Annotated in this window: 16 protein-coding genes and 1 pseudogene; 9 read left to right on the plus strand and 8 right to left on the minus strand. The window is 39.3% G+C overall.

Annotated elements, in window-relative coordinates; translation table 11 throughout:
• Positions 1–64: 64 nt before the first annotated feature.
• Together MKP07_RS33680 and MKP07_RS33685 are read right to left on the minus strand one after the other, a co-directional pair.
• Positions 65–628: a hypothetical protein gene (locus tag MKP07_RS33680; RefSeq protein ID WP_240852435.1), complete on the minus strand. Its 564-nt coding sequence runs from the start codon at positions 626–628 to the stop codon at positions 65–67.
• A 20-nt stretch (positions 629–648) separates the two neighbouring features.
• Entirely contained in the window at positions 649–1,536 is an 888-nt protein-coding gene (locus MKP07_RS33685; protein ID WP_240852436.1) for a hypothetical protein, read from the minus strand.
• A 498-nt stretch (positions 1,537–2,034) separates the two neighbouring features.
• Here MKP07_RS33685 and MKP07_RS33690 point away from each other — a divergent pair, with 498 nt between their 5' ends.
• From MKP07_RS33690 to MKP07_RS33705, 5 genes are all read left to right on the plus strand, one after another.
• Complete coding sequence (locus tag MKP07_RS33690) at positions 2,035–2,295, plus strand: hypothetical protein (RefSeq protein WP_317236234.1); 261 nt, start codon at positions 2,035–2,037, stop codon at positions 2,293–2,295.
• On the plus strand, positions 2,295–2,729 hold the full coding sequence (locus MKP07_RS43340) for a phage integrase SAM-like domain-containing protein (RefSeq protein ID WP_394803760.1): 435 nt from the start codon (positions 2,295–2,297) through the stop codon (positions 2,727–2,729). The genes MKP07_RS33690 and MKP07_RS43340 overlap by 1 nt, the downstream gene beginning before the upstream one ends.
• A 178-nt stretch (positions 2,730–2,907) precedes the next feature.
• Positions 2,908–3,288 (plus strand): tyrosine-type recombinase/integrase, encoded by a 381-nt coding sequence (locus MKP07_RS33695; RefSeq protein ID WP_240852438.1) that lies wholly within the window; start codon positions 2,908–2,910, stop codon positions 3,286–3,288.
• A 106-nt stretch (positions 3,289–3,394) separates the two neighbouring features.
• A complete protein-coding gene (locus MKP07_RS33700; protein WP_240852439.1) occupies positions 3,395–4,150 on the plus strand; it encodes a universal stress protein in 756 nt (251 codons plus the stop codon).
• 130 nt (positions 4,151–4,280) lie between these two features.
• The gene (locus tag MKP07_RS33705) at positions 4,281–5,084 is read left to right on the plus strand and encodes a universal stress protein (RefSeq protein ID WP_240852440.1); all 804 of its coding nucleotides are present in this window, start codon (positions 4,281–4,283) and stop codon (positions 5,082–5,084) included.
• Between the two features lie 320 nt (positions 5,085–5,404).
• Here MKP07_RS33705 and MKP07_RS41705 read toward each other — a convergent pair whose 3' ends face one another.
• From MKP07_RS41705 to MKP07_RS33725, 6 genes are all read right to left on the minus strand, one after another.
• On the minus strand, positions 5,405–5,518 hold the full coding sequence (locus tag MKP07_RS41705) for a BON domain-containing protein (RefSeq protein ID WP_317236201.1): 114 nt from the start codon (positions 5,516–5,518) through the stop codon (positions 5,405–5,407).
• Between the two features lie 8 nt (positions 5,519–5,526).
• Positions 5,527–6,000, minus strand: a complete 474-nt coding sequence (locus MKP07_RS33710) for a BON domain-containing protein (RefSeq protein ID WP_317236202.1) — start codon at positions 5,998–6,000, stop codon at positions 5,527–5,529.
• 170 nt (positions 6,001–6,170) lie between these two features.
• The gene (locus tag MKP07_RS40440; RefSeq protein ID WP_262920123.1) at positions 6,171–6,623 is read right to left on the minus strand and encodes a L,D-transpeptidase family protein; all 453 of its coding nucleotides are present in this window, start codon (positions 6,621–6,623) and stop codon (positions 6,171–6,173) included.
• Positions 6,623–7,510: a L,D-transpeptidase scaffold domain-containing protein gene (locus MKP07_RS40445; protein WP_262920125.1), complete on the minus strand. Its 888-nt coding sequence runs from the start codon at positions 7,508–7,510 to the stop codon at positions 6,623–6,625. The genes MKP07_RS40440 and MKP07_RS40445 overlap by 1 nt, the downstream gene beginning before the upstream one ends.
• Before the next feature lie 223 nt (positions 7,511–7,733).
• Positions 7,734–8,123 carry a polysaccharide deacetylase family protein gene (locus MKP07_RS33720; protein WP_240852441.1) on the minus strand — a complete coding sequence of 130 codons (390 nt, stop codon included), beginning with the start codon at positions 8,121–8,123 and terminating at the stop codon, positions 7,734–7,736.
• A gap of 32 nt (positions 8,124–8,155) precedes the next feature.
• Entirely contained in the window at positions 8,156–8,623 is a 468-nt protein-coding gene (locus MKP07_RS33725) for a hypothetical protein (protein ID WP_240852442.1), read from the minus strand.
• A gap of 910 nt (positions 8,624–9,533) precedes the next feature.
• Here MKP07_RS33725 and MKP07_RS33730 point away from each other — a divergent pair.
• The 4 genes and pseudogenes from MKP07_RS33730 to MKP07_RS33750 all read left to right on the plus strand — a co-directional run bounded on the left by MKP07_RS33730 (position 9,534) and on the right by MKP07_RS33750 (position 12,839).
• Positions 9,534–9,860: a DUF1003 domain-containing protein gene (locus MKP07_RS33730; protein WP_240852443.1), complete on the plus strand. Its 327-nt coding sequence runs from the start codon at positions 9,534–9,536 to the stop codon at positions 9,858–9,860.
• Positions 9,861–10,062: 202 nt separating this feature from the next.
• A pseudogene (locus MKP07_RS41710) lies at positions 10,063–10,781 on the plus strand (DUF6544 family protein).
• A gap of 61 nt (positions 10,782–10,842) precedes the next feature.
• Complete coding sequence (locus MKP07_RS33745) at positions 10,843–11,055, plus strand: cation-transporting P-type ATPase (RefSeq protein ID WP_240852446.1); 213 nt, start codon at positions 10,843–10,845, stop codon at positions 11,053–11,055.
• Positions 11,052–12,839 (plus strand): cation-translocating P-type ATPase, encoded by a 1,788-nt coding sequence (locus MKP07_RS33750; protein ID WP_240852447.1) that lies wholly within the window; start codon positions 11,052–11,054, stop codon positions 12,837–12,839. The genes MKP07_RS33745 and MKP07_RS33750 overlap by 4 nt, the downstream gene beginning before the upstream one ends.
• Positions 12,840–12,842 lie beyond the last annotated feature (3 nt).

Below are 12,842 nucleotides of genomic sequence, written 5' to 3' on the forward strand. Positions count from 1 at the left end.
CTCTCACAGATGCCCTCAATATGCAGCAGATTTTAGTTTCTTTTTAAGCCTAATTGTCTTGCTTTCAATTGAGCCTGATACAAAGAGGAAGGTTGCAGCCCGTCTTGTTCATGACCTTCCCATTCTCCATCGGGCCGGCCTTCCAGCCTGCCTGGTACTTTTTTCCTTTAACACCGATTGCATAATTTTTACCGGAGACCCATGGGCTTTCAACGACCACGGTTCTGGCAATGCAGTTCCAGAAAATCTGATTTACTCCCGGCCATCCGTGACCCGATCCCCAGTTACCACGGTCTCTCACATTCATCTCGCCCGAGGTTTCAATATTGTCATATAAAGTACCCATCGCCCAGCGATGGTGTGGTCCTATATCTGCATGTGTGTTGCTTGCCTTACAGTTGTAAAACACATTAGGACCGCAAACCCTGGCACCTGTCACATAATCATGCCGTCCATCTTTCGCCACACAATTCATGAAGAGGTTTTGCTGGCCATCATTATTAAATGAATAACGCCGGCCGCCGGTTATTATCGATTTATGATCAGTACCGGAACAATTAAGCACCGAGATATTTTTACTAAACCGGCCCAGGTTAACACAGGAATAAGCGAAATAACGGGCATTCACGTTTCTAACCCAGCCATGCTCTACTTTATCAAAAGAGATCGCATCCCAGGAATGATCTTCTGACGTGTCCCAGTATATGCCGACTCACAATTGAGATTCTCTACACCAATATTCCGGATCCTTCCATTGAAGTTATATTTATAAATAAAGGCGGAACAATACTTAGCATCCATTTCCATTACCACAGGGTTGTCAATAATCAGGTCATTCCCTTTTATTGCTGTTACTTCCCGCTGGAATTGAAAACGGTATTCCTTTACCTGCCATTGCTGTGTACCGGGACGTTCCACAATACGGCTCATCTTTAAATCATCTATCCATTGCTGTGTTGCATTCCATTCCAGAATAATACGATCTCCTTTTTTAAAACCGGCTGTTGATACCACAGGTATCGAAAAACTGCCAACCGGTACATATTCGGTTCTGACACCCGTTCTTGTGCCTTTAATTTCTTTCATGCTGCCTTCACCCAATACCTTTATCAGGGGTCGCTTATCAGTACCTTCAGCAATAAAAGTTGTGCCCGTCCCTTCACCCCGCAAAACGATACCGCTGGCATTAATTTTTATCTGGTCTTTGATAGAATACCTGCCCTTTTTTACAACAATCGCTCCGCGAAAACCCAATTTACTTAAAGGCTTTCCAGCCAATTCGTCAATAGCCTGTTGTATCTGATCTGCAGCCTGCGGGCCAGGCTCAATAGTTTTAGCAACAGGTATATCGGGGATAGGAACATTACCTGTTTCATAGCCTACCCGGCTAAAATCGGGTAATATATTTCCCCTAGAATCTGGCTTGTATATTAAACGGCCATCCGGCTTTAATTCTACTAATTTCGAGTGCCACTCCTTCCATGTGAAAGAACTAATAGTTAATGCCAAAAAGACAATCAGTAAACGTATATGCATACCCGGTTTTTTATATAATATTCCAAAAAAAAATCAGGACTTTATCCCAGCAGGTAAAATAGCTTACAAATCAGGTAATTTGCTGTATCTGGATGGTTACCCTGTTTTAAAGAGGAGGCCACATATCAGGTTTTGAAATCTCTTGTTTCCACCCGGATGAAATCGATTCGGATCCGGAATTATCAGGTAATTTTTTTATCCCATGGAGGGTATCGGAGTCGAACCGACGACCTCTTGCATGCCATCCGCCTTTTGGCTGACTTCAACCAGTTACAAATAAAATACGCAACAATGGTTATCAAAAATTTACAATTTTATCAATTGTTTTTTTCTGCTAATTAAATTAGTTTTATCGGGCTTTTAGTTGTATCAGGGTTTTATCAGGAGAAAATGTAGCGTGTATGGAAATCATTAAAAGACCGATCATTGGGAAGTGCAGATCAGTTCAAAGAACTCGCTTAAATTATATTCCAGGAGAAACATTAAATAAGGCTTCGCATAACACCAATGAAGGAAGTAGAATACCTTTCTACAGGCGTCAGTTCTTCCCAAGATAATTGGGACAACCATAATTCTCTACCCACCAATACTAACCCACATTACTTAAAAGTAATTCAAAAAATTGAAGAACTTAAGAAGAAAGTAGATATCGAAATAGCCATCGCCGAAAGAGAAGGCCGTATCGCAACCCCAGTTGAAATAAAAGAAAAAATAGAAACAAAAGTTCCTAAACTACTTGTCAAAAACCTCAGAAAATAATTACCTATACTGATATGATCATTGAACAATTAGAGGAAGACGGCAGAATTGGATACGCCAATATTTTCTTATACTTCAAGTCTTCTTTGAATAAGCTATTGAATAATCAAGATCGAAAATTCATTAGCTTCAACAAGGACATTCATGAACGATATGAGAAACAAATCTCAAACGGCACCTCGCAATCAACAATAAGTAACTATTTAAGGACATATTACAGGATATGCAACCTGGCTATAAAGGACGGTCTTTGCCCAAAGCTGTATCATCCTTCTAATTTCATTCAATTCAAACCCTACAAAAGAATCCGAACAAAAAAGAGGGCCATTAAATCTCAATTTTTACAACCAATGCTGAGTTTGAAATTACCTAAAGATTCAAGATTATTTCGCTCTCAAAAGGGCTGCAATTCATATATTACTCACGAGGAATAAACTTCGCTGATGTCTGCAAAATCAAATGGGATAAAATCAAAAACGAAGGATTATTTTATAAACGATCAAAAACAGACGGGAGTACAATTTTGAACTACACAAGAAATCTTTAGCCATACTCACAATTTTCAAGGAGTTTCCTCAACAATCAGATGCGGGCTATGTATTTCCATTTCTCATGGCAGTACATGACACGCCGAGAAAAATCGATGCCAGGATAGATTCAGCATTAAAGGACTTGAATGAAAACTTCAAATTAATGGCTCAAGCGATTGGGTGGCAAGGCACTTCTACAAGCTACGTGCTACGCCATGGCTTTGCAAGTCATCTGAGAAACAATGGTGTTGATATTAGTATTATCAAGGCAGCAATTTGGCATAAGACAAAGCACCAAACACAAGTTTATTTAGATGATATAGATGATACTATTGTGGCTAAAGCAATCTTGCTAATTGGTTCCATAAAACGTATATATATATCAAAAAGGTACTTAGCTATACAAAAACCTTGTGTTTTAAATTGCCGCAATAAAACCTTCAAACTACACTTATACATATAGCAGGCTAGTGCAATGATAGAAATCAGTTCTAATAATGATCGCTATCATTGATTTCAAGGCCGATACATAATAGCTTAGATAAATTAATGCAAATAAATTCTTTTGTATGAAAACTATTCTTGTCGCAACAGATTTCTCGAAGGCATCCATCAATGCCGCCAGGTATGCCACAGAGATAGCAGCTATCCTTAATGCTTCGCTGCACGTTTTGCATGTGTATCAACTTCCTGTCAGCTACAGTGACATTTCCTACGCTGTATCAAGCGGCGAAATTGAAAAAGATGCCCAGGATCTTATGAATGATTTTCAATCGCAACTAACTAATGCCACCGTTACCAATGTTGAGATTAAAACAGAAGTACGGCTTGGAGATTTTTTAGACGAACTCGCAAAAGTCTGTAAAAAAATTAATCCTTACCTGGTAATATTTGGTATACATAAATCAACTGCTGCTAAAAGGTTCTTTTTTGGTAGCCAGGCTATATTCGCCATGAAACATATTGAATGGCCGCTGATTCTTGTACCCGAGCACGCACATTTCAGGAGTTTAAAAAATATCGCAATAGCTTGTGACTTAATTCAGGTTGCTGCTACGGTACCGGTAGAAAAGGTGAAAATGCTGGTGAATGATTTTGGCGGAAAATTGCACATATTGAATGCAGGTAGCAATGCCCAATACCATCCGGATATTGTTTTCGAATCAGGGCTGCTTCGCGAGGTTTTGCCGGGTGTCGATCATGAATATCACTTTATCGAGTCTAAAGATATTGATCAAGGCATTACAGACTTTGTAGATAAAAGAAATATTGACCTACTATTGGTAACACCGAAGAAACATGATTTTTTCGAACGCCTTTTTTAACCAGCCATACCAAAGAACTTGCCTTAATGTCCAATGTGCCGGTAATGTCGCTTCACATGTAAGTAATCTTACCTACCAGGCTAAAAGGGTTTCCGCGCCCCACCTCATTTAACACATAAATATCCAAAATATGAAAAAGATTCTGGTACCTACGGATTTCTCGGCCAACTCCAAAAGTGGAATTAGGTTTGCCATTAACTGGGCAAATTATCAAAAAACAGAACTGATTTTTGTACATGTGCTGAATACAATGAAGCCATCTACCTGGTCAGACGACTACTTTGAAAAATACGCAAAAAATGAAGAAAACGCCTGTTATGAAAAACTAAAAAGCTTTATTACCAGCACCTATAAAAAGATGTATATTGAGCCTGGTAAACATAGCTTTATTGTATTACAAGGTATAAGCCCCGATTTATCCCTGCTGGAGTATTGCAGGGACAAAGCAGACATCAGCTATATTTGCCTGAGTACAAGAGGGAGTGGTAAGCTGGGTAAGTTGCTGGGAACAAATACCGGCAACTTAATTACCAAATCACCGGTTCCTGTAATGGCTGTTCCCCATCACTACAAAACAAAACCGATGAAGACTGTATTGTATGCTGCAGATCTTCAAAATTACTCCAGGGAGCTCGAAAAGGTCTTGGCGTTCGCAAATCCATTTAAAATGCAAATAGATGTGTTGCATTTTACCTGGCCCAACGAGGTTGCTTTCGACGAGAAAACGATCAACCTCGCTTTCAAAAAATCATATAAATATGGGATGAAAATTCATTTTGAAGGGAATGACGGAATACATTCTTTGGTTCAGAATATCCAACGTAAGATATCACTGATCAAACCTTCGGTAGTAATAATGTTTACCAATCAAAACAGAACACTATTTCAAAAATCTTTCTTTCCAACAAATCTGAAGAGCTATCTTTTCAGATAAAAGTGCCATTACTGGTCTTTAGCAAAGGTTGACTCTTTAAAAGCCGGTTAACCTTACACAAATTCAAAAGCTCTCCCATTCGGGACAATAGATTTTTATTGCCAGGCCCTGTTAAAACCCTGTCATAACAAGCGCTATCTGAAGGTAATCAGATCGCGGGTATTTGTTAACTGCAAATCTCATGTTGTTACAGATATGTGAGCCTATTAATGGGCACAAAAAGCAGGCCCATGGGCAAGCCCGTTTGCTAAGCGATAAGCATTTAGCAAACAAGAAATTAATGATGTTACGTTTATAAACCTATTGGAAAACACCTTTTTCTAGTCAACAGGATATTCTTTTACTCCTACTTTTAAATTATTTCTCACATTGGACACGCCAGGCGCATTCCATGCCGCGTCTGCTGCATTCTGCTTCTCCGTAAAGGATCGCACAGTGCCGCTTAAAAAACTTCGGACCCAATAACTTCTACTTTGACATTACGCGCATCTACCGTTGCACTGCGTTCAAAAGCCTTTGTTATTTTGTCACTTATATCTGTTGCTACTACTTTAGGCTTTATCAGAATCAGATTTAGAACACTTTTTACACCTGTCAGATCCTGGATAGCTATTTGAGCACTGTTTCGCTGATAGTCCCACTCTACTTCGCCTTCCAATGTTACAATTCCATCTTCCACCTTAATTTTTATCTTATCCTCTATAACAAACGAATGCCATAGTAAGGCATCCAATACTGCTTTGGCAATTTCAGCATCAGTACATTTAAAAAGCGGAGACGCGCCCACCAGTATATCTTCGGCGACCGCCCGCACACCTGAGACCTTTTTTGCATCCCGCTCTGCAGCCAGTTTTTGCGCATAAGATGCTACCTGGCCTGAGAGCGTAACTACCCCATCCTTTACAGCTACCCCCAATCCAGCTTTGCTTACACTAGGTCCCAGCTTAATTCTTCCATTACATCCTTTTGAATTTGAAAATCGCTTTTCATAATTTTAAGTTTAAAATTTAAGGAACTATATTAAAATATTGAATACCTGATTTCGCTTACCATTCATGTGCAAAAGAACAATCACTTATATACCAGCTAAAACAAATTGTATACATCCGGGAAATAGGTTATGGTTCCGTCCACATTCACATCTGCCATCATATACAAAACAAAAACAGGAACAGGCCATGATACTTTGTTAACTATTGGTTGTTGACCCTTTATACTTGCCTTTAAAAACGCCTCATCGAGTTGCTTTTCCAGGAAGCTATTTGCCAATAGAATAGGCTTCTGAACCCGTATACAACCGTGGCTGAAATACCTGGACCTGGCCTGGAAATCTGATTTAAGATTGGTATCGTGCAGATATACATTGTATGAGCTTGTTAAATTGAATTTTATGACCCCCAGTGCATTGTCGCAACCAGTAGACTGACGAAACCGGAAAGGAAAATTATTCTTTGTAAACTTTCCCCAATCCAGCGAGCGGGGATCTATAATCCTTCCTTTACTATCTATCACCTGCATCTTCAATACGTCCAGGATCATCAGGCTTTTTTGCAAACGGGCAGAATCTCGTTAACTGCGATGCTTCGCGGTACATTCCAATAAGGATATAAAATCACCTGGTCACAGTAAGTAACAAACCGTGGGGTCATCGTCGATGGCTTTCCCACAACAACAGCCATATCTAATTTTAGCGAATCGCTCTCATAATATTTTAGCTCAGCAGATGGTATATTAACTACCACTAACTTATCGAAGTGAAAATGACTAAACCATCGATAACAATTTAAACTGGTCCTCACAGCTCCGGCTTTTTTAGAATCGCCCAGGTACAGTTGTTTTTTCAGCTCGGCCTTGAGCAGCGTGTAATCCCGCTGATGGGGCCCCAGAGACCATACCATCGAATTCAGACCGGTAACGCTGTTTGACTTACTTAAAAGGTGTACAATAAATTCTACGTCTCGCTCTTCATATTTCCCACTTACCTCGTCACTGCCTATTAATTTATTGATGTTCTTGTCGCCCTGGTATAAATCAAGAAAGTACGTCAAGGCGGCATTAGTGAATTTTCTATCGTAATCAAAAGCCTCCACGGATGACAAATTTGAGAAGTCTGTTTTTAAGGGTAACATAGATAAATATTTCAGGGAGTCCAGGCCATTCAATACCGATTCTTCCCTGAATATTCTGATCAACTCATTTTTAAGATCCCCATCTATTTCACTATTATTTTTGAACCAATGTAACTCGCTGCTATTTTCCTTGTAAAACAAATCCAATTGATCCTTGACAGATAATAAAATGCGTAATTGTTTTTGGCCTGCCGCAGGATATGAGATCATAACCAGCGCTACAATTACCAGGATCGAGTGAAATAATCCGTAACATTTATCTTTTATTGACATGGTCTCATAAAGGTATCCATACAAGTATCACTTCATCTATGACCTAGATCACTAAAAAAGCTGAGAGCCATCAACTTTACTCATAATCCTGACACATGGAAACGAACATATCAATAATAGATATGATTCATTGGCTCAAACCACCAAAACTGATATTTCAGTAAGCACAGGATAACAAAATGCCGGATGCAGCTTACCATTAAAACAGTTTACATCGCTTCACGAATAAGTAAAAGAAAAATTGCTATTAGTGCACGTTAAATTGGGAAACAGCTTTCATTAGTGCTGTTCTATTCCAGCGACCATCTACAGAAATACGCCTGACAGTAAAAATGGGGTTCCCTGCGTCGTAGGGACCATTCAGCTGAAAAGCCATTTCATAAGCATTCGTTTTAAGTTGTTGAATGGCATTGCTATTCCAGCTGCCATAGGGGTAAGCAAAATACCTAATGGTATTGCCGGTAATATCGCTGAGCATCCGATTGGGTTTTACCAACTGTTCATACCAATCCGCTTCTTTTAAAAAGCGTACGTCGTGATGATCCCATGTATGGCATCCAATTACATGGCCGGCTTTGTCAAGATCTTTTATCTGCTCTCGTGTAAGGTATTGACTTTTATCAATACTTACAGTCATAATGAAAAAAACAGCCTTATAATGGTACCGGTTCAGTAAGGGTAATGCATTCGTATACTGCCCCTTGTTCCATCATCAAATGTTAAAATAAAATATTTCCCAGGTAGCCGTTCGCCGCGCTTCATATAATCCATCCATTGATCAGGCAAGAGGGTTCTATAACCTGATTCGTATAATGCCTTCATGTGCTCGTTAAATGTATTGACCGGCATAATATAGGCCCTATCTGATTTAGAATCAGTAGCCTTCCAATCTCTAACCTGATGATAGCACAATACCAGCGGCTGGTAAAAAGAATCCGCTTGCGATGAGCTACGATTTGTTAAGAGGGGCTGGGAGGTTGCAATCCAACCTATGCCGGCCAATTTAGAGGTCCGTGAAATAAAAGCGGTTCTGAAAGTATAAACTACAGCACAAATGGCAATAACGAACAAAAGAATTAAACCGTTATATAAATGCCTTTTTACGAAAATCGGTAAGGTTTCTTTTATCTGTTGCATAGTATTATTTTTAGAATGAAGGATTCTTAAACAAATTTCTATTCCATCTGGCATGCCAACAATAACGGCAGCTATGAAGGATGATGATTTACATCATTTTTCAGAATGTCGACTTGGTATCAAACTGATTTAAACATGCCGTTTAAATTGCACATCATACCGGTCAGAAAACAACATCAGGTAAAAAGATGATAGCGGTCATTGTATTAGGCTGGAAGCAATTGTAGTTTTGGTTTAGAATTAGGTAAAAGAATTTAGTTGTTTGAAAATATAGACGTACAAAGAACAAGCCTCCCGCATTTAAAATAGCTAAGTTCATGGTACTTTCCGACTTATAGATAATTGACCATATGACGAAAGAGATATTCAATGAGCTATTGGGATGGCCCCACATTATACGTAAGAACAAAAAAAGTAGGCCATTAATCTAATAATTAAAAAGACAACGCCCTTAATTATTGAAGGTACAGATACAATTTTCAGTCAAATAGCCAGGTATCAGAACTGTGTTATGGTCAATCAGAAATCGACATTATGAAAATAAGTTGCATCAGTAAAAAAGAGATTGAAAAGGGTGAAGCTATTCGGGGTCTGGAAATCAGGGCAGGCATCTTCGATCTCTTAAAAAAGATTTTCCGGATTTCACCCAGGATAATTTTATATCGCTTGATGAGCTTAATCAATACCGGAGGTTTTATCTCACTTCACTAATAACCCTTGAAAAAGGCGAGCTGGCAACAATTGATAACGACGTAATGGAGGCTATCAAAAACAATTCCATTCTTTCTGAAAACATACAGGACGAAATAGAATCAGATTTAACTTTAGGTCAACGGATCGCAGATAAAGTGGCAACATTTGGAGGCAGCTGGACTTTTATTATCACCTTTTTTCTTTCATTTTTATTTGGATGCTGGTTAATATCTGGTTTCTCTCCAAGCAACCTTTTGACCCCTATCCTTTTATTTTACTCAACTTGATCCTATCCTGTTTAGCTGCTATACAGGCACCTATTATTATGATGAGCCAAAACCGGCAGGAACAAAAAGACAGACAGCGCGGCGAACATGATTATAAAATCAACCTGAAAGCAGAGTTGGAAATAAAATTGTTAAGTGAAAAAATTGATCATTTATTAGTACATCAAAACAAAAAGCTTTTGGAAATTCAGGAAGTACAAACTGATTACCTGGAAGATCTTATGAAAGGAATAAAAAAGAATCGAATTGAAAAATAAAAAAGTTAGCCGTTATTCAGCTGGCTTAGCACTATTTCCTCATAACATGTATGAATGCCTGCATAAAACACTATGATTATAGAAAGTAAAAATAAAGCATCTCAAAATTATGGCCTATGTATTAATCATTATCGGTATATTATTAGCTACGCTGATAATTAGCAAAATAAGATTGCACCTGAAATTTGGCAAAGAAGTAAAAATGCTTTTTGCATCATCGGGCAATATCAGTCCCAAACTATATAGCGAAGGTTTATTAGCAGGTCTGCCCGAACCGGTTCAACAGTACTTCAGGTACGCTTTAACTGATGGCCAATCCTATATCAATTATGCCAGAATTAAACACAACGGGCAGTTTAGGACCGGGTTTGATAAAAACTGGACCAATATACAAGGTGAGCAATACGCCACCACCCCCGTACCGAGTTTTATTTGGAAAGGCAGCACTAGCTTTTTTGTAGCCCGGGATATGTATATTTCGGGGAAGGCAGACTTATTGTTTCGATACTTTCAGTTTTTAAGATAGCAGATGCCCACAGCGGCAACTACAATCAGGGAGAATTGCTTCGCTGGTTGGGCGAAAGTGTTTTGTATCCTACAAATCTACTACCATCAGATAGATTACAATGGCTGGAAATTAATGCCGAAAGGGCCCTGCTTACATTTACCTACAACGGGCTTAACCTGCACTTTACCATTACTTTTAATAAAACCGGGGAAATTACTGAATTGGAAACTAAAAGATATATGGATACTAATCGCCTGGAAACCTGGATTATAAAAGCTTCCGATTACAGATTAAGGAACCAGGTAAAAGTGCCTAATTCATTTGACGTGATCTGGAGGCTGTCAAAAGGTGATTTTAGCTATGCCAGGTTTAATATTACTGATGTAGAATACGATGTGGCAGCCCGGTTTTAAACGCAAACTTTACAAAGATAACCTGCTATAAATTTTAAAGTAGCTAAACTGAACAGCAATTATGGCTCATCCGAATTGGAACATAGAAGGTTTGTCCGACCATGAAGTAATTATTGCAAGAGGAAAATTTGGACAAAACCAATTAAACTACAAAAGCGGAAATACTTTTTTAGACACTGCCATACGCATTGCCAAAGATCCCATGCTCATACTATTACTGGTAGCAGCTTGTATTTACTTTATCAGCGGCAAAGTAGGTGATGGTATTTTTTGACGGTTGCTATCGTATTTCAAACATCTATCTCTTTATTTCAATATTCAAGGAGCAAAAAGGCGCTGGAGAAGCTGAAGGACCTTTCGCAGCCCAACTGCAAGGTTATCCGAAACAGTCAAATAGTAGAAATTAAAAGTCATGATTTAGTGATGGGAGACAGCCTTGTAGTGGAAGAAGGCACTTTAATTACCGCAGATGGCACCATTGTGCACTCAAATGATTTTTCGGTAAACGAATCAATACTGACAGGAGAATCTTTTGCCATTTTTAAGGATAGAACACAAAAAGAGCCTTTCATTTTCAGTGGCACTACCGTAGCCAGCGGACTTGCAGTAGCCACTATCACGGCCATTGGCAACAACACCCAATTAGGTAAAATTGGTAGCAGCCTGGCGGGCATCAAGGAAGAGAGAACGCCTTTGGAGCAGCAGATTGCCCATTTTGTAAAGAAAATGGCTATTACGGGCGCCGTGGTTTTTGGGGTGGTATGGGCGATAAATTTTTGGAATACGCAGCAGGTACTGCAAAGCCTATTGCAGTCTCTTACTTTGGCCATGAGTATTTTGCCGGAGGAGATCCCGGTGGCGTTTACCACTTTTATGGCTTTGGGAGCCTGGAGGCTTATGAAATTAGGCATAGTGGTGAAGCAAATGAAAACCGTGGAAACACTGGGCAGCGCTACCGTAATTTGTACTGACAAAACAGGAACGCTCACTGAAAATAAAATGAGTGTGGCAAAGCTTTTCTTATTGTCATCAAATAAAATATTTGCGACCAGCGATATCTTATCAGAGGATGAAAACCGTCTCATCCAAATGGCTATGTGGGCCAGTGAACCCCTGCCGTTTGACCCGATGGAAATTGCGCTGCACCAAACCTATAAAACAACAATAACTAATGACGAACGGTCGGAATACCAGCTCATACACGAATATCCTTTAAGTGGGAAACCTCCTATGATGACGCATGTTTTTGAAAATGAGAAAGGAAAAAGAATTATTGCAGCCAAGGGCGCGCCCGAAGCCTTGATGAGTGTGGCTAATTTGAATTCAAAAGAAAAACAACAAATAGAAGAGGCCATAACCCATTTGGCGTCGGAAGGGTATCGTGTTTTGGGTGTGGGTATTGCAGATTTTCCAGGAGTTGTTTTTCCTCTAAAGCAACAAGACCTTTCCTTTAGGTTTATGGGCATAGTCGCTTTTTACGACCCACCCAAACAGAACATCCGAGATGTACTGGAAAGCTTTTATGAGGCTGGGATTTCCGTTAAAATTATAACCGGAGACAATGCCGCAACAACGGAATCTATCGCCAGGCAGGTTGGTTTTAAGGGATATGAAAAAAGTATAACTGGTAATGAGTTGATGGCTTTACAAGACGACGAGCTAAAAAGCCGGGTTATGAGCACCAACATTTTTACCCGTATGTTCCCCGAAGCCAAATTGAAAATAATCAACGCTTTGAAGTCGAATAACCAAATAGTGGCAATGACGGGTGACGGTGTGAATGATGGCCCTGCATTGAAAGCGGCTCATATTGGCATTGCGATGGGCAAAAAAGGGACTGAGATAGCCAAGCAGGCGGCATCTTTAATTCTATTGGAAGATGATCTATCTAAAATGGTAGATGCGGTGGCCATGGCCGAAAAATTTATACAAATCTCAAAAAAGCTATTCAATACATCATTTCCATTCATATCCCTATCATACTCACGGTCTTTATTCCATTGGCGCTGGGCTGGATTTATCCTAATATTTTTCTCCCATTCATATTATTTTCCTTGAAAT

This window comes from Paraniabella hibiscisoli, from assembly GCF_022512515.1.
Classification (GTDB): Bacteria; Bacteroidota; Bacteroidia; order Chitinophagales; family Chitinophagaceae; genus Niabella; species Niabella hibiscisoli.

Coding starts and splice junctions, on each gene's coding strand:
- MKP07_RS33685 (WP_240852436.1), bottom strand. CDS start 1,536: ATGCATATACGTTTACTGATTGTCTTTTTGGCATTAACTATTAGTTCT.
- MKP07_RS33695 (WP_240852438.1), top strand. CDS start 2,908: ATGGCAGTACATGACACGCCGAGAAAAATCGATGCCAGGATAGATTCA.
- MKP07_RS33700 (WP_240852439.1), top strand. CDS start 3,395: ATGAAAACTATTCTTGTCGCAACAGATTTCTCGAAGGCATCCATCAAT.
- MKP07_RS33705 (WP_240852440.1), top strand. CDS start 4,281: ATGAAAAAGATTCTGGTACCTACGGATTTCTCGGCCAACTCCAAAAGT.
- MKP07_RS40440 (WP_262920123.1), bottom strand. CDS start 6,623: ATGATCCTGGACGTATTGAAGATGCAGGTGATAGATAGTAAAGGAAGG.
- MKP07_RS33720 (WP_240852441.1), bottom strand. CDS start 8,123: ATGACTGTAAGTATTGATAAAAGTCAATACCTTACACGAGAGCAGATA.
- MKP07_RS33725 (WP_240852442.1), bottom strand. CDS start 8,623: ATGCAACAGATAAAAGAAACCTTACCGATTTTCGTAAAAAGGCATTTA.
- MKP07_RS33730 (WP_240852443.1), top strand. CDS start 9,534: ATGCTGGTTAATATCTGGTTTCTCTCCAAGCAACCTTTTGACCCCTAT.
- MKP07_RS33745 (WP_240852446.1), top strand. CDS start 10,843: ATGGCTCATCCGAATTGGAACATAGAAGGTTTGTCCGACCATGAAGTA.